The 20,349-nt window shown below is 65.0% G+C and carries 14 protein-coding genes; 5 read left to right on the forward strand and 9 right to left on the reverse strand.

The genetic code is table 11. The features are described 5' to 3' along the window. Window positions 1-349 precede the first annotated feature (349 nt). Window positions 350-2,593, forward strand: coding sequence for a bacteriohemerythrin (locus tag A6A05_RS00435; protein WP_068496383.1), 2,244 nt, complete (start codon window positions 350-352; stop codon window positions 2,591-2,593). Between the two features lie 51 nt (window positions 2,594-2,644). On the opposite strand, the gene ligA is transcribed toward A6A05_RS00435, so the two are convergent. The 3 genes from ligA to A6A05_RS00450 form a co-directional block, all read right to left on the reverse strand. After that, window positions 2,645-5,098 carry an NAD-dependent DNA ligase LigA gene (gene ligA, locus A6A05_RS00440; protein WP_068496385.1) on the reverse strand — a complete coding sequence of 818 codons (2,454 nt, stop codon included), beginning with the start codon at window positions 5,096-5,098 and terminating at the stop codon, window positions 2,645-2,647. 39 nt (window positions 5,099-5,137) lie between these two features. Next, complete coding sequence (locus A6A05_RS00445) at window positions 5,138-6,838, reverse strand: sensor domain-containing phosphodiesterase (protein ID WP_068496387.1); 1,701 nt, start codon at window positions 6,836-6,838, stop codon at window positions 5,138-5,140. Between the two features lie 131 nt (window positions 6,839-6,969). Then, window positions 6,970-8,310, reverse strand: coding sequence for a glutamine synthetase family protein (locus A6A05_RS00450; RefSeq protein ID WP_068496502.1), 1,341 nt, complete (start codon window positions 8,308-8,310; stop codon window positions 6,970-6,972). 202 nt (window positions 8,311-8,512) lie between these two features. On the opposite strand from A6A05_RS00450, the gene A6A05_RS00455 reads away from it, so the two are divergent. Continuing rightward, the gene (locus tag A6A05_RS00455; protein ID WP_068496389.1) at window positions 8,513-9,103 is read left to right on the forward strand and encodes a hypothetical protein; all 591 of its coding nucleotides are present in this window, start codon (window positions 8,513-8,515) and stop codon (window positions 9,101-9,103) included. A 9-nt stretch (window positions 9,104-9,112) separates the two neighbouring features. Here A6A05_RS00455 and A6A05_RS00460 read toward each other — a convergent pair whose 3' ends face one another. The 6 genes from A6A05_RS00460 to A6A05_RS00485 all read right to left on the reverse strand — a co-directional run bounded on the left by A6A05_RS00460 (window position 9,113) and on the right by A6A05_RS00485 (window position 17,207). Further along, window positions 9,113-9,988, reverse strand: coding sequence for a radical SAM protein (locus A6A05_RS00460; protein WP_068496392.1), 876 nt, complete (start codon window positions 9,986-9,988; stop codon window positions 9,113-9,115). Beyond that, complete coding sequence (locus tag A6A05_RS00465; protein WP_082910581.1) at window positions 9,985-11,655, reverse strand: PAS domain-containing sensor histidine kinase; 1,671 nt, start codon at window positions 11,653-11,655, stop codon at window positions 9,985-9,987. Before A6A05_RS00465 ends, A6A05_RS00460 begins: the two co-directional genes overlap by 4 nt. A 109-nt stretch (window positions 11,656-11,764) precedes the next feature. Continuing rightward, window positions 11,765-13,615, reverse strand: a complete 1,851-nt coding sequence (cysC, locus tag A6A05_RS00470; RefSeq protein WP_068496393.1) for an adenylyl-sulfate kinase — start codon at window positions 13,613-13,615, stop codon at window positions 11,765-11,767. Window positions 13,616-13,637: 22 nt separating this feature from the next. Continuing rightward, a complete protein-coding gene (gene cysD / locus A6A05_RS00475) occupies window positions 13,638-14,438 on the reverse strand; it encodes a sulfate adenylyltransferase subunit CysD (RefSeq protein ID WP_068496506.1) in 801 nt (266 codons plus the stop codon). 16 nt (window positions 14,439-14,454) lie between these two features. Next, window positions 14,455-15,147 carry a phosphoadenylyl-sulfate reductase gene (locus tag A6A05_RS00480; RefSeq protein ID WP_068496395.1) on the reverse strand — a complete coding sequence of 231 codons (693 nt, stop codon included), beginning with the start codon at window positions 15,145-15,147 and terminating at the stop codon, window positions 14,455-14,457. Beyond that, on the reverse strand, window positions 15,144-17,207 hold the full coding sequence (locus A6A05_RS00485) for a nitrite/sulfite reductase (RefSeq protein ID WP_068496397.1): 2,064 nt from the start codon (window positions 17,205-17,207) through the stop codon (window positions 15,144-15,146). Before A6A05_RS00485 ends, A6A05_RS00480 begins: the two co-directional genes overlap by 4 nt. Before the next feature lie 147 nt (window positions 17,208-17,354). On the opposite strand from A6A05_RS00485, the gene A6A05_RS00490 reads away from it, so the two are divergent. From A6A05_RS00490 to mepK, 3 genes are all read left to right on the forward strand, one after another. Then, entirely contained in the window at window positions 17,355-17,771 is a 417-nt protein-coding gene (locus A6A05_RS00490) for a rhodanese-like domain-containing protein (protein WP_068496399.1), read from the forward strand. A 265-nt stretch (window positions 17,772-18,036) separates the two neighbouring features. Continuing rightward, a complete protein-coding gene (locus tag A6A05_RS00495; RefSeq protein ID WP_156520826.1) occupies window positions 18,037-19,611 on the forward strand; it encodes a L,D-transpeptidase family protein in 1,575 nt (524 codons plus the stop codon). A gap of 93 nt (window positions 19,612-19,704) precedes the next feature. Further along, window positions 19,705-20,274: a peptidoglycan L,D-endopeptidase MepK gene (gene mepK / locus A6A05_RS00500; RefSeq protein ID WP_068496403.1), complete on the forward strand. Its 570-nt coding sequence runs from the start codon at window positions 19,705-19,707 to the stop codon at window positions 20,272-20,274. The last annotated feature ends 75 nt before the right edge of the window (window positions 20,275-20,349 follow it).

Genomic DNA, 20,349 nt, shown 5'->3' on the forward strand with positions numbered 1-20,349 from the left:
TCGCCGACAGCGACAGGGTCAAAAGCCTCTGCTATCAGCCCTGGGTCCAGCAGGTCATTTCGTAGGTTCGCCGGTATTAGGCGTCGGGGTTCGGGAATTCAGCAATCACCCAGAATCCACTGATCCGGCCCGACGCAGGCCAAGGGAGGCTTTCATGGCAACCCGACAATCTTTGTTGACAGTCAAAACCAGAATTGGGGGGGCTTTCTGGCTCTCATCGCCTTGCTCATGATCGTCGCCGGGTTTTCCATCTATGGCGGAATCGCCGTGACCAAGAATGTCCATACCTTTTGATTCCGTCGTGGATAACGCCACCAGGATCGCAACCATTGAGCGCAATGTCGGAACCATGCGCCGCAACGTCGTCGGCTACACCTACACGGGCAAGGACAGCTACATCCCTGAAGTCCGTGCGATGGTGACGGTTCTCAGGAATGAGCTTCCGCTCGCGGTCGCGGCGACATTGGACCCGACCCGCAAGGCCAATCTCGAACGCATGGCGAAGCTTGTCGACGAATATTCCGCGGAATTCGAGAAAGTGACCGTGCTGCGCGAGAAGCGTGACGCGCTGGTCGAAGGGACGCTCAATCCCAAAGGGGCCGAAGCACGCAAGATCCTGAGCTCCGTCATGGATGAATCCATGTCCAGGCGTGAGTTCGAACTCGCCGCCCATATCGGGGAAGTTCAGGAAGCCCTGCTGCTGATGCGATTGAATGCAGTCAAGTTCCTGGCGGAACCCGATCCGGCGCTGGTCACCGAGGCAACCACGTTAAAGGATACCGCCACTTCCTCAAGCCGCAAAGCCATTGCCGCAGCCAGGAGCCCGGGCGAGCGCGAAATGATCGGTAAGGTGATCGAGGCGCTTACGGCCTATGAGGCCGCGTTCCGTGAGGTCTCTGCGTCGATCATGCAACGCAACGAACTCGTAACCGTCAGCATGCCTAAATTGGCCGAGGAATTCGGCAAGCTCGGCACGGCAACCCGGGAATCGCAGCAAAGCTATCTGGATAGCCTGAAGGCCGAGATCGGAGCCCTGCTATCCACCCAGCAGACCACGACGTTCGCCGTCGTGATTGCCGCCTTGGCTTTGGGCCTTGCCGGCGCCTTCCTGATCGCCCGCTCGATCGTCAATCCGGTCAACGCCATGACCGGGGTGATGGGCCAACTTGCCGCCGATAACCTGGCCGTCGATGTCCGCTTCACCGACCGTGCCGACGAAATCGGCGCCATGGCCAAGTCGGTCGATCACTTCAAAGCGCAAATGATCCGCGTCCGTCAGTTGGAAGCCGAGCAAGAGGAACAGAAACGCCAGGCCGAGGCCGATCGCCGCGCCGCCATGCATCACATGGCCGACGCGTTCGAATCCAGCGTCGGCAAGGTGGTCGGTACGGTGACCAGCGCGGTGACCGAACTGCAGGCATCTGCCAGCCAGATGGCCGCCACCGAGACCAGCCACCAGGCCACCGCCGTGGCGGCGTCGTCGCAGCAGGCCTCGACCAATGTCGAGACGGTGGCGTTGGCGACCGAGGAACTGGCGGCGTCCATCAACGAGATTTCGCATCAGGTCGAGCGCTCGCTGCAGGTGGCCGCCAAGGCCGACAGCGAAGCGCGCCATACCACCGAAATGATCGAGAACCTGGCGACCGCGGTCGGCCAGATCGGTCAGATCGTGCAGCTGATCAATGCCATCGCCGGCCAGACCAATCTGCTGGCCCTGAACGCCACCATCGAGGCCGCGCGTGCCGGCGACGCCGGCAAGGGCTTCGCGGTGGTGGCCGGCGAGGTCAAGAATCTGGCCAGCCAGACCGCCAAGGCCACCGAAGAGATCACCGCCCACATCCATGCGGTGCAGGACGGCACCCGCGAGGCGGTGACCGCCATCGACAGCATCTCGAAGGTCATCCGCGAGGTGAACGAGATCAGCGCTACCGTGTCGGCGGCGGTGCAGGAGCAATCCGCGGCGACCGGCGAGATCGCCCGCAACGTCGAACAGGCCTCGATCGGTACCCAGGAGGTCTCGGCCAATATCGTGGTGGTCCAGCAGGCCGCCAACGATACCGGCGGTGCCGCCGAGCAGATCCGCATGTCCGCGACCGAATTGTCGCAGCAGGCGGAATATCTGCAAGGCGAGGTCAAACGCTTCCTGGATCAGGTTCGTTCCGACAAGGATCAGATGGAGCTGATGACCTGGAAGGACGAGTATGAAACCGGTATCCCGGCGATCGATTCCGAGCACCGCGCCTACCTCAAACAGATCAACAAACTGTTCGCCGACATGATGACCGGCGACGGCGGCAAGGGAATCGTGCGCGTGCTGCCGACCCTGCTCGACGACATGAAGACCCACTTCGCCAATGAGGAGCGGGCCATGACCCGGGCCGCCTATCCGGCCCTGGCCGACCATCAGGCCAACCATCGCCTGTTCGTCGAAAGGTTCGTCGCGCTGAAACGGGCCATCGAGGAAGGCAAGCCGGATTCGACCACCGCCTTGTTCGACTTCCTGGCCGGATGGACCCGCGAGCACTTCGCCCATGAAGACCACGACATGGCCCGGTTCTTCACCGACCATCATATCGAGGTCATGGCCGCTTAAGACCGGCCAGTCCCACAGGCGCCCGCCCGGGAAACCGAGCGGGCGCCTGTTTTATGTCGTCCCGACCAGCGCCTGCCACTCGTCCTCGGTCAGCACCGTCACCCCCAGCTTCTGGGCGTCGGTCAGCTTCGAGCCGGCATTGGCCCCGGCCACCACGTAATCGGTCTTCTTCGACACCGATCCCACCACCTTGGCGCCCAGGCTTTCGGCGCGGGCCTTGGCCTCGGCCCGGGTCATGGTCACCAGTTCGCCGGTGAATACCACCGCCTTGCCGGCGACCGGGGAATTGCCGGCGACGATGATCTCGGCGTCGGTGACGGTCAACAATGGCTGTGTCTGGATGCCCGGATCAAGTCCGGGCATGACGGTATCTGACGTGTCGTCATTGCCGGGCTTGACCCACTTCTGTCCGGTTAGAATTCTCCCTCCATCGATGAACACATTGCATCGTGCGGATTTGCGGGGAGATAGGCGTTTCCGGAACAGTTGAAACCGTCTCCCCCGCTCAGCCGTCATTCCCGCGCAGGCGGGAATCCATGCATGACGCTGGAATGCCGTTTCTTCAATGGGATACAGCCGAGCGGCCGGCGCCATGGATCCCCGCCTGCGCGGGGATGACGGCTCTTGGGTGGATACGCCCTCCTCTAACCGGACAGAAGTGGGTCGAGCCCGGCAATCCACGGCAGGGCCACACAATTCGTCCAGCACCCGCAGGTTATGCTCTTCCGCGAAGAAGGCCAGCAGGTCGCCGGCAACGCTGGGGCCGATATCCTCGATCGAGGTCAGTTCGTGATAGGCCTCGTTCTCGCGGGCGATCGCCGCCAGCATGGATTCCCGCCAGCGGGCGAAGCTGCCGTAATGGCGGGCCAGCCGCTTGGCCGTGGCCTCGCCCACCTGGGGGATGCCCAGCGCGAAGATGAAGCGTTCCAGCCCGATGGTGCGCCGGGCGTTGATGGCGGCGAACAATTTCGTCACCTTCTTCTCGCCCCAGCCGGGATAGCTTTGCAGCCGCACGATCCCCGTGTTCTTTTCTTCCAGACGGAAGATGTCGGCCGGCCCCGTGATCCAATCCTTATCGACCAGCAGGGCAATGTTCTCGTCGCCCAGCCCTTCGATGTCGAAGGCGTTGCGCGACACGAAATGGCGAAGCCGCTCCTTGACCTGGGCCTTGCACGACAGGCCGCCGGTGCAGCGCTTGGCCACCTCGCCCTCGGCCCTGACGGCATGCGCACCGCAGACCGGGCAGGTGTCGGGGAAGACGAAGGCGGAACTGTCGGCCGGGCGCCGGTCAAGCACCACCGATACCACCTGGGGGATGACGTCGCCGGCCCGCTGGATCACCACGACGTCACCGACCCGGACATCCTTGCGGGCGATCTCGTCCTCGTTGTGAAGGGTGGCGCGCGACACCACCACGCCGCCGACATTGACCGGCTGCAGATGGGCCACCGGGGTCAGCACCCCGGTCCGGCCGACCTGGATCTCGATCTTTTCCAGCCGGGTGGTCGCCTGCTCGGCCGGAAACTTGTGCGCGATGGCCCAGCGCGGGCTGCGGCTGACAAAGCCCAGCCGGGCCTGCCAATCGAACCGATCGACCTTGTAGACGATGCCGTCGATATCGTAATCCAGCCCGGCGCGGTCGATCCCCAGTCGGCCGTAGACCGCCAACAGCCCGTCGGCACCCGCCACCCTTTCGATCCGGTCATTGACCGGGAAACCCCAACCGCGCAGGCGGTCCAGGAAGCTGGCATGGCTGTCGGCCACCTGATCCGAACAATCGCCCAGCGCATAGACGAACAGCGACAGCGGCCGGCTGGCGGTAATAGTCGGGTCCAACTGGCGCAACGATCCGGCGGCGGCGTTCCGGGGATTGGCGAACAGCTTGTCGCCGGCTTCTTCCTGGCGCTGGTTGAGGGCCAGGAAGTCGGCCTTGGCCATATAGACCTCGCCCCGGACCTCAAGGATGCGCGGGGCGCCCGCGATGGTTTCCGGCAACTTGCCCCGGGCGATCAGGGTGCGGATATTAAGGGTGACGTCTTCGCCCTCGGCACCGTCGCCGCGGGTGGCGGCCTGGACGAAACGGCCATCCTCGTAGCGCAAGCTGATGGACAATCCGTCGATCTTCGGCTCGGCGACGAAATTGATCGCTTGATCGGGGGCCAAGGCCAGGAAGCGGCGGATGCGCCCTTCGAATTCCCGCACGTCGTCGTCGGTGAAGGCATTGTCCAGCGACAGCATCGGCACCGCATGGCGGACCTTGCCGAACCCTTCAAGGGGCGCGGCGCCGACCTTGGCGGTCGGGCTGGCGCCGCTGACCAGTTCGGGGAAGCGTTCCTCGATCTCGCCCAGGCGACGCCGCGCCGCATCGTAGGTGGCGTCGTCCACCTCGGGGGCATCGTTCTGGTGATAGGCGATATCCCAGCGCCCCACCTGCTCACGCAAGGTGGCGGCCTCGATACGGGCCTCGAAGGGAGTGAGGGCAGAAACGGGGATGGGCGCGCGCATGCGCGTTTTATACCGTCAGCCGCCGGCCCTGACCAGGGGTCAGCCGCCCATCGCCAGACCGGGCTGGGCGGTGCCGGCCTGCTTGACGTGGTCGGTGAAATACTTGATGCGCTTGGCGACGTCGGCGGCCGGCTGACCGAAATAATAGCCCTGGGCGTAATCGACGCCGATATCGGCCAAATTCCGCAGCATCGCCGCGTCCTCGACGCATTCGCCGATGGTGACGATCCCCAGATCGTGGCACAGGCTGGTCATCGCCTTCAGCACCGACCGGCCCTTGGGGTCGTGGGCGTCGCGCACATAATCGTGATCGAACTTGGCGAAATCGACCGGCAGGATGCGCAGCAGGTCGAAGGCCGATCCGCCCGAGCCGAAATCGTCCAGCGAAATGCGCGTGCCCATCTTGCGAATGCGCATCAGCAGGCGCTTGGCCTCGTCCAGATTGTAGATGTCGGTGGCATCGGTGACTTCCAGCACCAGACGGCCCAGCACCGACTTGTACTGGTCCATCAGCTTCAGCAGCGAATGATAGAAACCGGGATTGCCCAGCGACTGGCCCGAGATGTTGACGGCGATGTTGGCCAGGCTCGACACCTCGCCCGGTTCCTTCAAGATCTTCAGCGCCTTGGTCACCGCGATCAGGTCGAACTCGCCGATCACACCGACATCGGTGGCGAACGGGATGATCTGGTTGGGGGTGAAGAAGGCGCCATTGTGCTGGATGCGGCTGAAGGCCTCGTATTGCAGCACCGCGCCGGTGCGGACGTTGACGATCGGTTGGAACAAAAAGATCAGCTTGTCGTCGCCCTTGATCATCTTGCGGAAATTGCGCACGCGGATCAGCGTGTCCTCGACCGCGACGCGGGCGCCTTCAGCCAGCGATTTCAGGGCGAAGCGGGCGCTGTCCTTGACGAAGCCGTTGACGATATAGGTCAGCGCCTTGGAGATGTCTTCGTCCGACAGCGCCGAATCTTCCATTTCCAAGGAGGCGGTGCGCATCTTGACCGAGGCGGCGCCGTTGGTCTTGCCGGCGAACTTGTCGGCCACCGCCGACACGCGCTTGTGCACCTCGGCGGCACTGGTCTTGTCGTCGTGGACCAGGCCGAACGACGAGGTCGACAGCGCCCCGGCCGAGGCACCCCTGACCGAGCATTCGTCCAAGGTGTGCTGAACGGTGGCCAGGAAGGTCTGGGCGATGGCCGGCTCGATGGCGTTGAAATTGGTCGCCGACAGGTCGAACAGGGTCAAGGTGTAGTCGGTGCCGATGCGGTTGGCCTCGTTCAGACGGGTCCGCACCATCTCGATGAACTGGGCCTTGTGATCGACGTCACCGACCACCCGGTCGGCCTCGGCGACCGCGATCGGCGGCACGCGCGACAGCACGACGTGATAGGTCTTGGGAAATTGCGGCAGGCGGATGCCGGCCATGCGCATGCGGGTGACCGTGCCGGCCGAGCCGACCAGCATCAAGGGCGTGTGATCAAGGCGGCCGGTATTCTTCAGCCGCTGCATCGATTCATCGAAACGCTTGCGGTCCTTGGGGTGGACAAGGTCGCCCAGCGGTTTGCCCATCAGGTCGTTGTCGGTCAGTCCGTACAGCGCTTCGCCGGCACCGGCCGAATAGGCGACCTGATTTTGCTCCGTGACTTCCAACAGCAGGTCGGCACCGGCAAAGGCGAACGCGATGAAGCGATCACGCTGCGCCTTCAGCTTCTCGACCATTCCGGCCTCGTCACCCATGCACACCCCTCCATGGCGCAAACATGCGCCATCCCATCCCGCTGATACATTAACGGAAGTTTAATGTGTGCGCAAGAAGTGCGTATTTAAACGATAATTAAACGCCGACACCATCGCGGGCTGGGTGGGGACTATACATTCAATAGGAGATACTCGCGCTCCCAACTAGACACCACCCGCTGATAGGCGTCCCACTCGGCTTCCTTGACCGACATGAAGGCCTCGCAGAAATCCTCGCCCAGGGCCTCGCGCACTTGGCGGGCGGCCTTCAGCTTCTCCAGGGCGTCGGGCAGGTGGCGTGGCAGCGAATGCGCCCTTGTGTAGCCCGAACCATTGATCGGCTCGCCGGGATCGACCTTGTTCTGAATGCCCAGCCAGCCGCACACCAGCGAGCCGGCGATGGCCAGATAGGGGTTGGCGTCGGCACCGGCCAGGCGGTTCTCGACCCGGCGCGAGGATTGGCCGGATTCCGGCACGCGCAGGCCGACCGTGCGGTTGTCGCGGCCCCAATGGACGTTGATGGGGGCGTCGTAATCGGGCACCAGCCGGCGATAGGAATTGACGTTGGGGGCGAACAACAACATCGTTTGCGGCAAGTACTTGCGCAGCCCGCCGATATACCAGCGGAACAATTCGGTGTCGGCGCCGTTTTCATCGGCGAACAGGTTGCGGCCCGACACGGCATCCACCAAATTCTGGTGGATGTGCATGGCGCTGCCCGGCTCGTTCTGCATCGGCTTGGCCATGAAGGTGGCGTACAGCCCCATGCGCAGCGCCACCTGGCGCACCGTGCGCTTGAACAGGAACACCTGATCGGCCAGGTCCAGCGCGTTGCCGTGGTCGAAATTGACCTCCATCTGGCCGTTGCCGGCCTCGTGCGACAAGGTATCGACGTCAAGGCCCAGGGTCTCCGAGAAATCGTAGAGCTGGTCGAACAGCCCCTCGAACTCGTTGATGGCATCGACGCCGTAAGCCGGCCGCCCGGTCTCGGGCCGGCCCGACCGGCCGGTCGGCGGCACCAAGGGATAGTCGCTGTCGGTATTCTGGCTGACCAGGAAGAATTCCAGCTCGGGCGCCACCACCGGACGCCAGCCCGCGTTTTCATAAAGGGCCAGCACCCGCTTCAGCACGTGGCGCGGGCTGATCTCGACGGGACGGCCGTCGGCATAGGAGCAATCGTTGATGACGCAGGCGGTGCGTTCCTCGACCCACGGCACCCGGCGAAGCGTCGAGGCATCGGGCATCAGGTAGATGTCGCCGTTGGCGATGCCGGTGACGTCCTCTTCCGGATATTCGCCGGTCACCGTCTGCACGAAAATGCTTTCCGGCATGCGCAGGCCCCTGGACTGCGCCGCGTGAACGAACTTCTGCGCCGGGACGATCTTGCCTCGGGCGATGCCGGACATGTCGGGGACCAGACACTCCACCTCGGAGACCCCGTTGGCCTTGATCCAGTCGGCGAACACGTTCATGAAGCCCTCGGTCATTGATTGTCTTGGCCACCAGTATCGTCGCTCGCGCCGACGACGAAAAGGGGGGCGCGCCTATTTTCTTCGCATCGGGCGAACCAATCGCACGACTTTTCCCATCGCCTGTTGCATTGCCAGGCCGCATGGACGAAATTAGATAAACACAGGGGAAATATCTCCCTGCCCTGCTATCTGACAGGCGAACATGGGTTTTTCGACGGTCCTTATCATCAGCCTGGCTGCCGGCGTCATCCTTGTGGTCGGCGGCGGCCTGATGATGTACATGGCCAACCTGGTCAGGTCGGCCTATGAGATCAAGGTCCAGATCAATTCCGAGGTCGAGGAACGCCTGTCAAAGATGGGCGAGGACCTGGACAAGAAGTCCAAGTGGATCAAGCGCGACCTGCTGGAAGATATCGACCGGGTCAAGACCAACCTGTTCACCGAGAACTCCAGCAAGCTGAACGACATCACCGCGCCCCTGCTGGGCCGGATCGAGGCGCTGGAACAGGGTTTGAAAGCCGAGCGGGCCGAATGGCAAAAGGCGGTGGAAGCCGACCGCGCCACCATCGCCGCCCTGGAAGCCCGCCTACGCCGTGGTGGTGGCGGCGGCGAAGCGGCAGCCGCCGTTCAGGCCGCCCGCGACGCCAAGGACGCCAAAGAAGGCGAAGCGGGATCGCCCGCCCCATCGGCCGCGCCGGCACCCGGCGCCCCGCCGACAGCGGCCAAGCCCGCCGCCCCGACCAAGCCGCAAAGCGGCCAGAAGCCGGCCAGCTGGCTGCCCGAACTGGGCTAAGTCCCTCCCCTAAAGCCCCCTGATCCAGCGAGGCCGCAACCGGCCCTGGCCGGCCAGGGCCATGTCCACTTGCGCCAACAGGCGATCCTTGTCCTTGGGCAGGGTACCGGCCAGGGCCAGGGCGTTGCTGGCATGGTTCGAGCGAAAGATCACCGGAGCCGGCGGATCGAGGCGTTCGATCAAACGGCGCAGTTCGACCAGCACGGCGCGGTCGTCCTGCCAGGCGAAGGCTTCGCCCTGACGGGCGAAGAAGTTCTTGGCCACCGATTCCTCCAGCCCCAGTTGCAGGACCGACAGGAAGGTCGGCGGAGCCAGGTTGACCAGACTGGCGGTGTCGTCGATGTGATCCTGCCAATGGGCCTGGCCGCCCAGCCCGGTGATCACCGTCGCCGACACCTTGAGGCCGGCTTCCCGCGCCCGCGCCAGCGCCGCCGCCATCTGCTTGCGCGAGCCCTTGGCGATCACCTTCAGCAGCCGGTCGTTGCCGGTCTCGATGCCCAGATAGACCTGGGTCAGCCGCTTCTCCTTCAAGGCCCGCATGTCTTCGACCGACTTGGCCAGCAGGTTGAAGGGCGTGGCATAGGCGGTGACCCGCTGCAGATTGGGCAGCCTGGCCGCCAGATGGTCGCAGATGGCCGCCAAAATCTCGGTCGGCAGGTTGTAGGCGTCGCCATCGGCCAGGAACACCCGGTGCGCCTCGGGCCAGTCGGCGGCGGCCGCATCGATGTCGGCGAACAATTCGGGCAGCGGCCGGGCGCGATAGGTCTTGCCCTTGTACATCGAGCAGAAGGCGCAATGATTGTAGCGACACCCCAGCGTCGCCTGGATGATCAGGTTGTCGCCCTCGGATGGTGGCCGCCACAGCGGAAAATCATAGTCGATCATCGGGCGACTATAGACGAATCCGCGGCAGGCAACATCACCGTCACCTTCGTTCCCGTCCCGGGGCAGCTTTCGATCGACAAGGTGCCGCCATGCATGTCGACGAACTTCTGGGTCAAGGGCAGCCCCAGGCCGGTCCCCTGGAAGCGCCGCGCCAACGAGGAATCGACCTGGACGAAGGGGCGCATGGCCCGGGCGATTTCGTCCGGCGTCATGCCGATGCCGGAATCGGCGATGCTCAAGTGCAGGAAGTCCTCGTCGCGGCGCAGCACCACCTCGACCTCGCCACCGGCGGGGGTGAACTTCAAGGCGTTCGAGGTCAGGTTCAAGATGATCTGGCGAAACCGCAAGGGATCCAACTCGACCGTTCCGATATCGTCGTGAACCGCCAGCTTCATGGTCACTTCGTGCGCCCGGGCCTTGTCGCGGACCAACCGGCAGGCCGAATGCAGAATGGTGACCGGGTTGACCGGCTCGCGGCGCAGCGCGAACTCGCCGGCCTCGATCTTGGCCATGTCCAAGATGTCGTTGATCAACGACAAAAGGTGAGTGCCGGAATCCCAGATCGCCTCGACGTAATCGGTGTAATGGCTGTTGTCCAACGGCCCCATCACCCCCAGGCGCATGACGTCGGAAAAGCCGATGATGGCGTTCAAGGGCGTGCGCAATTCATGGCTCATATTGGCGACGAAATCGCTTTTGGCCTTGCTGGCCTGCTCGGCCTCTTCCCGGGCCCGGTCCAATTCGCGGGTGCGCTCGGCGACGCGGCGTTCCAGGCTTTCGTTGACATAACCGAGCGACTTTTCCGCCCAATGGCGCCGGGTCACGTCCTGGGCCACGCCAATGATTCCGGCCCCGTCGTCCAACAAGGCCAGGTTCCACGACAACACTGTGCCTTCGGCCGTGGTCAATTCCTGCTCGCGCACGCTATGTCCGCACCGCACGGTGGCCAACAGCGCGCCGAAATTGCCCCCGGTCATGGTCAGCACATTATTCCACGGCTGATCGACGACCACGTCGCGGCGAACATTGAACACCCGTTCGGCCTCGCGGTTGAATTCGCGCAGCAGGCCGGCGCCGTCGATCACCACGATGACGCTGGCGGCGGCCTCGACCAGCGAGCGGAACCGGGCCTCGCTGGCCCTGAGGATCGATTCGCGCTGCTTTCTTTCGGTGATGTCGCCGATCGAGCCGACCATGCGGGTGGCGACGCCATTCGCCCCCCTGACCGCCAGCCCGCGAGCCTGCATCCAGCGATAGGTGCCGGCCTGGTCGCGGACGCGATATTCGCATTCGAAATGTTCGTCCAGGCCTTTGAGGTGGCGAACCAGATCGGACTGATAGCGACCGCGGTCCTCGGGATGGACGATTTCCAGCCATTCGTTCGAGGTGGTGCGAACGTTGTCCGAGCCGAAGCCCAGGATGGTCAGCAGGCGGGCCGACAGGTAAAGCTCCTTGGTGACCGGGTTCCAGTCCCACAGGCCCTCGTTGGGGCCGCGCATGGCCAGGGCGTAGCGTTCCTCGCTTTCCTGCAAGGCCGTCTTGGCCGCCTGCAGCTCAGCCCTGGCTTGTTCCAGTTGGCTGACCCGGTCGCGCAGCCGGGTGATCGCCCGGGATGGCGCCCCGGTCGTCCGTGGCGGTTTGCCGTGGCGGGGCCCGCATTGACTCATCCGCCGTCACCTCGCTCACCCATCCATACGCCAAGGTAAGGTCGCGAGACCCGAATTAAAAGCGGGGCGGAGGAATACCTCCGCCCCCTCTTTCGGTTAATAGGCGAACTCAGGCGCTGGCCTGCACCAGCGCAAGATTACCGAATCGCGCCTCGATATAGGCCACCAACTCGGCCACCGATTCGTCGATGGACTTGCCGGTGGTATCGAGATGCAGCTCGGGCTCGGCCGGCGGCTCGTAGGGGGCCGAGATGCCGGTGAATTCCGGGATTTCGCCCTTGCGGGCCTTCTTGTACAGGCCCTTGGGGTCGCGGCGTTCGCACTCGTTCAAGTCGGTGGCGACATAGACCTCGTGGAAGGCGTCGGGGTCGATGGCGCGCACCCGGTCGCGGTCGGTGCGATAGGGGCTGATGAAGGCGGTCACCACCAGCAGGCCGGCCTTGGCCATCAGATGGGCGACCTCGCCGACGCGGCGGATGTTCTCGGCGCGGTCATCGGGCGAGAAGCCCAGGTCCGAGCACAGACCGTGGCGGACATTGTCGCCGTCCAGCACGCTGGCCTGCCAGCCCTTCTGGAACAGCCGGCGTTCCAGTTCCATGGCGATGGTCGACTTGCCGGCGCCCGACAGGCCGGTCAGCCACACCACGCCGCCCTTGTGACCGTTGGCGACGGCGCGGGTATCGACGGTGACCTTGTGATCGACGGCATAGATGTTGCGGCTGGCCGCAGCCGCCTCGGCGATGATGCCGCCGCCGACGATGTCGAAGCCGTGCACCAGCACGAAGCGGCCCAGGCGGGCGTTGGCGCCGAAGGCGTCGAAGGCGATGGCTGCGCGCGAGCGCAGCACCACCTCTGCCACCGCGTTCTTCTGCACCACCTCGGCTTCGTGGCTGGCCAGATCGGCGACATCGACGACGCGTTCGATCGCGGCGACTTCGACACTGTATTCGGCGGTGGCCAGCTTCAGCTTCAGGCGGTCGCCCTTGACCAGCGGCTCGCGGCCCAGCCAGAACACCCGGGCACGGATTTCATGGGCCAGGACCGGGCTGTTGTCGGCCAGGTGAGCCACTTGGCCGCGCTCGACGAAGATCGGCTCGTCCAGGGTGAAGCCGACCGAGCGGCCGGCCGCCGAAGCGAGTGTGGTAACATGCTCGCCGGCCCAGTCCTCGATGGTGGCGACCCGGGCCGACTTGCCCGACGGCGAGAAGACCAGGCGGTCGCCGACCTTGAGGCGGCCGGATTCGATGCGGCCGGCGATGATGCGGCGCTGGTCGAACTTGTAGACGTCCTGCACCGGCAGGCGCAGCGCCTGGTCGGTGGCCTGGGCGGCGCCATTGAAGCCATTCAGCGCCTCGATCACCGTCGGGCCCTTGTACCAGCCGGCCTGGCCCTTCTCGCGGACGAACTCGCCGCTGCGGGCCGACACCGGGATGACATGGGTCGGAATCACGCCGATTCCGGCCAGATAGGCGCGGATTTCCGCCTCGACTTCCTTGAAGCGGGCTTCATCCCAGTTGACCAGGTCCATCTTGTTGACCGCCACCGCGATCTGGGTCAGCCCCAGAAGGTGCAGCAGATAGCCGTGACGGCGCGATTGTTCCTGCACGCCTTCATGGGCGTCGATCACCAGCACGGCGGCTTCGGCCGAGGCGGCGCCGGTGATCATGTTCTTCAGGAATTCCTTGTGACCGGGCGCGTCGATGATCAGCACCGGCCGCTCGCCGGTATGGAAATAAAGCTGCGAGGTGTCGATGGTGATGCCCTGGTCGCGCTCGGCCTGCAGGGCGTCCATGACGAAGGCCCACTCGAACGGCATGCCGCGCTTGTCGCAGACCTCGCGCAGGGCCTCGACCTTTCCTTCGGGCAGGGCGCCGGTTTCGTGCAGGACGCGACCCACCAGGGTCGACTTGCCGTGGTCGACATGGCCGACGACGACGATCTTCAGCGGAGTGTTGCTCATATCCATAATCCTCGTCGTTCGCTTACATGTAGCCGCCGGCACGCAGCCGTTCGAAGGCGTCTTCGGATTCCTTGTCCTGGGCGCGGCCCGAACGTTCGGAAATCCGGGTGGTTTCCAGTTCCTCGATGATTTCCTCGACATTCGAGGCGGTCGAGGCGACCGAGCCGGTGCACGGCGCGCAGCCGAGCGAGCGGTAACGCTTGCCGTCCTTGGCGAAGTAAAGATCGACCACCGGGATGTTCTCGCGGGCGATGTAGCGCCACACATCCAGCTCGGTCCAGGCCAGCAGGGGGTGGATACGCAAGGACGTGCCCGGGGCGAAGTCGGTCTTGAACTGGTCCCAGAATTCGGGCGGCTGATCACGCACGTCCCATTCGGCCTGTGCGTTGCGCGGGCTGAACACCCGCTCCTTGGCCCGGGTGCCTTCCTCGTCGCGGCGGATGCCGGCGATCACGCCGGTATAGCCGTGCTGGGCCAGCAGAGCCTTCAGGCCCTCGGTCTTCAAGGCGGTGCAGCAATTGACCCGGCCCTGGTGCGGCCCCATGCCGGCATCCAGCGCGGCGCGGTTCTCGCCGACGATCAGCGGCAGGTTCCATTCCTTGGCGACGCGGTCGCGGAACTCGATCATTTCCGGAATCTTGTGGTGGGTGTCGACATGCAGCACCGGAAACGGCACATGGCCGAAGAACGCCTTGCGGGCCAGCCACAGCATGACGTTGGAATCCTTGCCGATCGACCACAGCATGGCGATCTTGTCCAGGCGGTTGAAGGCCTCGCGCAGGATGTAGATCGACTGGGCTTCCAATTGGTCCAGATGGTTCATGGTCATCGCTTTCTCGTCAGATACCGGCACCGTCGGTGCCGAAATTCAGGGTGTGGATTCCGCATTCGGACTTGGCCGACCCGACCCAGCGACCGGCGCGGGCCGGCTCGCCGGGCTTGGTCGGCCGGGTACAGGGCCAGCAGCCGATCGAGCGATAGCCCTGCTCGACCAGCGGATGACGCGGCAGGCCGCGCAGTTTGAAGGCGGTCTCGATCGCGTCTTCGCTCCAGTTGGCCAGCGGGCTGATCTTGGTGACCAGGCCGGCCTGCTCGACCGTCGAGATGGTCTGACGTTCCAGGCTGTGGCCGCGCTTCCTGCCGTCGATCAGCGCACCGTAAGGGGCGACGGCGCGGGCCAGCGGCCACACCTTGCGCAGCTCGCAGCAGCGGTCGGCATCGGTGCGCCACAAATCCTGGGCCGCCTTCAGATCCTCGTCGGTCGGGCGAACCACCACCACATTGGTCAGGCCCAGCTTGCGCTCGAGCTGATAGCGGTAGGCCAAGGTCTCGTCGAACAGCTCGCCGGTATCGAGGAAGATCACCGGCAGGTCCGGATCGACCTGGGCCACCAGATCCAGCAGCACCGCCGATTCGGCACCGAACGACGAGGTCACGGCGATGCGGCCGGGAAAGACATCCCTGGCCATCACCTCGATCAACTCGCGGCCTTCCAGGGCGCCATAGGCCGCACGCGGGTCGATCACGGTCATTCGGCGGCTCCCAGCAGGGCGTTGATGTCGCCGACCGCCGCCGCGACCGAGACCGGGTTCTCGGCCAGGTCGCGGGCGGTGTCGATCAGAAGCGCCACCGCTTCGCGCAGGGCTTCGGCCTCGCCACCCCGGGCGGCCAAAGCCGTCCGGGCGGCATCGACCACATCGGCCTGATCGGCCCAATGGGCGCCGATCGCGGCGATGTGGGCGGCCAGGTTCTGGCCGTCCTCGCTGGGCACGCCCTTCAGGTGCAGCAGCCGGCGGGCGGCATATTCGATGCCGGTGTCGGCCGCTTCGGCGGCGATGGCCTGGTTGCCGACCGCCAGGGCGCGGTCCAGGGTGATCAGGGAATCGTCGGCCAAATCCTCATACAGGTCGGCGGCGGCGAAGGGCGCCGCGCACTCGCCCTTGGCCTGCGGCGCACCTGCGAAATCGTGGCTGTCGCCCCAATCGACGAACAGGTCGTCGGCGCCGCCTTCACCCAGGCTGTTCAGAATGGCATCGATACCGTCCTTGCCCTGGCGCTCGGCCCAGGCCCTGACCCCTTCGCCGTCCTGACGGCCCGAAGCCCAGGCCTGGCGCAGCAGCCCCAGGCCGGCGACCGCGTGGCGGGCGGCAATCATCGGGCCGGTCAGGCCGATGGTCGAGCTGGCGGCGTCACCGCCGAAATGCAGCTGATAGTAAGGGGCCGGCTGGCCGTCGATCTTCTTGGCCATGCCGTGCAGGCCGAAATCGGCGACATGGTGCAGGCCGCAGGAATTCTGGCAGCCCGAGACGTGGACGCTGGTCCCCTTGGCCTGCGGATCGGACAGGGCGGCATTCAGCGCTTCACGGGCGAAGCCCTGCGAGTTGGTGATGCCGATGCGGCAGGTGGTGGTGCCGGGGCAGGAAATCACCGTGGCGATGTCGGCGGCCGAGCGCGGCACGTCGAAGCCGATGGCCCGGACGCCATCGACCACCAGTTGGCTCTGCTCGCGGGCGACACCCAGGAACAGCAGATTCTGGTCGCGGGTGGCGCGCAGCTCGGTCACGCCGACCCGGTCGGCGATATCGGCCAGGGCTCCCCATTGTTCGGACGAGACGATGCCCAGCGGCACCGACACCGACACCGCGACCGAGCCGTCATGGGCGTCGATCAGCCCGACCGGAGCCCGCGAGATGGCGGCCTCGGCCGGGCGGTTCCAGTCCAGGCCGGCCCAGTGGCGCTGCGGCAGGCCGCGAACCCGCTCGAATTCCTCGGCGAACAGGGCGCGGAACTTGTCGTCGCCGAAACGCTTGGCCACGAACTTCAGGCGCGCCGCGTTGCGGTTGCGACGATCGGAATAACGCTGGTGCAGCCGGGCCAGGGCTTCCAGCACCGCCGGCAGCTCATCTTCGGTGACGAAATCAGCGATTTCGACCGCCGCGCGCGGCTGCGAGCCCAGGCCGCCGCCGGCCGTCACCCGGAACCCCGGGCGGCCGTCCTTGGTGATGGCGATGAAGCCCAGATCGTGGATGGCGGTGTGGCCGCAATCGGTGGCGCAGCCCGACACGGTGATCTTGATCTTGCGCGGCATGTGCTGAACCAGCGGATGGCGCAGCCAGGCCCGGGACAGTTGGTCGGCGACCAAACCAGCATCGACCAGTTCCCGCGGGCAGGCGCCGGCCAGGGCGCAGGCCGTCAGGTTGCGGATGGTGTTGCCGCAGGCCTCGCGGGTGGTGATGCCGTTGGAATAAAGCGCCTCGAGCAGGTCGGGGGTCTTTTCCAGCGCCACCGCGTAGATCTGCACGTCCTGGCGGGTGGTGACGTGCGAGGCGCCTTCGGCGAAATTGCGATTGACCGCGGCCAGAGTGCGCAGCCAGCCGACCGGCAGGCGGCCGCCGGGGATCTTGATGCGGACCATCTGCACGCCCGGCTGCTTCTGGCCGTAGACGCCGAAACGGACGCGATGGGCCGTGAAGCGCTCGCCATCCCATTCGCCGGACAGGTGCCGGGCCAGGCCGGCGCGGTATTCGTCCAGGTCCGACAGGCGAACCAGCGGCTCGGAAATCGGCAGGTCGGAGGTGGCGGCGTCGAGCATCGAGATGTCCTCTTCTATTTCACACACGCAAGGTGTATGTTGATTTCGTATTCACGTTATCGCGCTGCACAGTCTATAAAGTCAACAGGTTTCTGTGTTATATAATCCATAAACACACTAGACTAAACGTACAATCTGGAGAACATCATGACCTATGCCGGAGAAATCACCCCCGCCGACGCCTGGGCGCGCCTGCAGGCCGAACCCAATACCAAGCTGATCGACGTGCGCACCCAGGCGGAATGGGTCTATGTCGGCCTGCCCGACCTGAGCGCCCTGGAAAAGCAGCCGATCCTGGTGTCGTGGCAGGTATTCCCGACCATGGCCCGCAACGAATCCTTCGCCGAGCAGTTGGGCGGCCAGGGCATCGCCGACGCCGACGTGCTGCTGTTCCTGTGTCGGTCGGGGGTGCGTTCGAAGGCCGCCGCCGAGTTGATGACCCAGTTGGGCCACCAGCAATGCTGGAACATCACCGACGGATTCGAAGGCCCGCTGGACCCGGCCCGTCACCGCGGCGCCACCCAGGGCTGGAAGTCGGCGGGGCTGCCCTGGATTCAAGGATAAGGGTTTCCACCTAGTGTGGTGATTCCGAAGTTCGCATCAAAATGCGGACATCGGAATCACCTCACAATTCAACAGATTAGTGGCCTGCTCATCCCAGAAATTCACTTGCGAATTTCTGGGGCAGGACACTAGGTTGGATGTGGCACTTGTGCCGCACCCGACCGGCGTAAATGGGCAAAATTGTCACAAGGATTGACTTCGGGCGGCAGGGGGCGGATATCCATGAACCGCGCCGCCATCCTTATTCATGCCGAGTGGTTTTCCCGTGTCCCTGGCTCGTCCTTTCCTGATCGGCTTGTCGTTGGCCCTGGCGTCGCTTGCCTGGCCGGCGTGCGCCGCCGAAACGCCCGGGGACCTGCAAAAGCGGCTGGAATCCGAGGCGGCGCCGAAAATCGGCGACCGCACCTTGGACCCTGCCCCGCTGACCGGCTTCTATCGCCAGCGCGGGCACCGCCTGGCCTGGACCGAGGGCAAGGGCGAGCGGGTGGTCGGCGATATCCTGGCCGTCGCCGCCGGCGAGGGGCTGTCGGCCGACAATTACGCCATTCCCGCCACCAATTCGGCGATCGACCGCGACCTGTTGATCAGCGACGCCCTGGCCCGCTTCGGCCACGACCTGGCGACCGGGCGCATCGCGCCGACCCGCTCGGTCGGCGGCATGGGGCCGGACACGCGGCCAAGCTTCGACGCCACCCGCTTCCTGATCGACCTGTCGTCCGGCAAGGATGTCGCCGCCCTGCTGGAAGTGCTGCCGCCGCCCTATGCCGGCTATCAGCGCCTGAAGCTCGCGCTGGAGCATTATCGCAAGCTGGTCGCCGCCGGCGGCTGGCCTGTCATCCCGGATGGCACCTCGATCAAGGCCGAAGCCGAGGACGAGCGCCTGTTGCTGGTGCGCCGCCGCCTGATCATGACCGGCGAACTGGCCGCCGCGCACGACAAGGGCAAGCGCCTGGACAAGCCGCTTGCCGACGCGTTGAAGACCTTCCAGAACCGCCACGGTATCGAGCCCGACGGTTTCGTCGGCAAGCAGACCCTGACCGCCTTGAACGTGCCGGCGGAAGAGCGGATGCGCCAGGTCCAGGCCAACCTGGAACGCTGGCGCTGGATGCCGCACCGGCTGGATTCGTCGCACATCGCCGTCAATCTGCCGGCCGCGCACCTGGAACTGGTGCGCGAGGGCCGCATCGACCTGGCCATGCGCGTCGTCGTCGGCGACGTCAAAAGCCCGACACCGACCATGGCCACCACGCTCAGTTCGGTGGTGCTGAACCCGACCTGGACGGTGCCGCCCGGCATCGCCACCAAGGAGATCCTGCCCAAGCTGCGCAAGGAACCCAACTATCTGGTGGCCAACAACATGGTCATCCTGGACGCCTTCGACGGCGATTCGGCCAAGCAGCAGGGCATCGGCATCGACTGGTCGCGGCAATCGCGCTTTCCCGGCCGACTGCGCCAGCGTCCCGGCCCCGACAACGCCCTGGGCCAGATCAAGTTCAACCTGTCCAATTCCGACGACATCTATCTGCACGACACCCCCAAGCGCCAGTATTTCGGCCGCATCTTCCGGGCTCTGTCGCATGGTTGCGTGCGCCTGGAACGTCCGCTGGACCTGGCCAAGTCGCTGATCGGCGGCGAGATGGCCGACAAGGTGCCCGAGCTGATCAGCGCCGCCGACACCAAGACCATCAAGCTGGACAAGGCGCTGACGGTCTATCTGATGTATTTCACCGCCTGGGCCGAAGAGGATGGCACCGTCCATTTTCGCGACGACCTTTACGGCCATGATGCCCGCCTGAAGGCCGCCCTGAAGCGCCCGGCCCGGGTGGGCCCCGCCAACTAGATTGTGCGCAACATCTCTAAGGTCCACACCTGAGAGGTTGACTCAGCCCCCACACTCGATGGTATGAATTTCGCCTCACCTCAGGGGGGTGTCATGGGTTTCGAAGGTCAGAGCAAGGACGAAGGGACGCTATCGCGTCGTTCGTTTCTGGCGGGCGGCTTGGCCGCGATCGCCGGGGCCTGTTTGGTTTCCCCGGTGGAAGCCGCCGTCCGCGCCATGCCCGAACGCGGGCTGCATCTTTACAACATCCATACCGGCGAATGGCTGAAGACCGTCTATTGGGCGGAAGGGCGCTATCTGCCCAAGGCGCTGACGCAGGTGAACCGCATGCTGCGCGACCATCGTTCGGGTGAGACCCATCCCATGGACCCGCGCCTCTTGGACCTGATGGTCGCCGTGCACAAGAAGCTGGGCAACAAGGGCGCCATCCACATTATTTCCGGCTACCGGTCGCCGCAGACCAACGCCATTCTGGCCTCGGCCACCGACGGCGTCGCCCATGGCAGCCTGCACATGGCCGGCAAGGCGGTGGATATCCGCATGCCCGGAAAAAGCACCCGCATCGTCGGCCGCGCCGCCAAGATGCTGAAGGCCGGCGGTGTCGGCACCTATCCGGCCTCGCAATTCGTTCACATCGACACCGGCCGCGTTCGGACCTGGTAAGCAATCCGGCTACCGGATTGCGCCAAGCCCGCGTGGCGTCTGAACGGCCCCGGGACGGGGCGCCAAAGGCAGAAC

The sequence above is a fragment of the Magnetospirillum moscoviense genome, assembly GCF_001650635.1.
Taxonomy (GTDB): domain Bacteria; phylum Pseudomonadota; class Alphaproteobacteria; order Rhodospirillales; family Magnetospirillaceae; genus Magnetospirillum; species Magnetospirillum moscoviense.

Coding starts and splice junctions, on each gene's coding strand:
- A6A05_RS00435 (WP_068496383.1), top strand. CDS start 350: ATGCGCCGCAACGTCGTCGGCTACACCTACACGGGCAAGGACAGCTAC.
- ligA (WP_068496385.1), bottom strand. CDS start 5,098: ATGCGCGCGCCCATCCCCGTTTCTGCCCTCACTCCCTTCGAGGCCCGT.
- A6A05_RS00445 (WP_068496387.1), bottom strand. CDS start 6,838: ATGGGTGACGAGGCCGGAATGGTCGAGAAGCTGAAGGCGCAGCGTGAT.
- A6A05_RS00450 (WP_068496502.1), bottom strand. CDS start 8,310: ATGAACGTGTTCGCCGACTGGATCAAGGCCAACGGGGTCTCCGAGGTG.
- A6A05_RS00455 (WP_068496389.1), top strand. CDS start 8,513: ATGGGTTTTTCGACGGTCCTTATCATCAGCCTGGCTGCCGGCGTCATC.
- A6A05_RS00460 (WP_068496392.1), bottom strand. CDS start 9,988: ATGATCGACTATGATTTTCCGCTGTGGCGGCCACCATCCGAGGGCGAC.
- A6A05_RS00465 (WP_082910581.1), bottom strand. CDS start 11,655: ATGAGTCAATGCGGGCCCCGCCACGGCAAACCGCCACGGACGACCGGG.
- cysC (WP_068496393.1), bottom strand. CDS start 13,615: ATGAGCAACACTCCGCTGAAGATCGTCGTCGTCGGCCATGTCGACCAC.
- cysD (WP_068496506.1), bottom strand. CDS start 14,438: ATGAACCATCTGGACCAATTGGAAGCCCAGTCGATCTACATCCTGCGC.
- A6A05_RS00480 (WP_068496395.1), bottom strand. CDS start 15,147: ATGACCGTGATCGACCCGCGTGCGGCCTATGGCGCCCTGGAAGGCCGC.
- A6A05_RS00485 (WP_068496397.1), bottom strand. CDS start 17,207: ATGCTCGACGCCGCCACCTCCGACCTGCCGATTTCCGAGCCGCTGGTT.
- A6A05_RS00490 (WP_068496399.1), top strand. CDS start 17,355: ATGACCTATGCCGGAGAAATCACCCCCGCCGACGCCTGGGCGCGCCTG.
- mepK (WP_068496403.1), top strand. CDS start 19,705: ATGGGTTTCGAAGGTCAGAGCAAGGACGAAGGGACGCTATCGCGTCGT.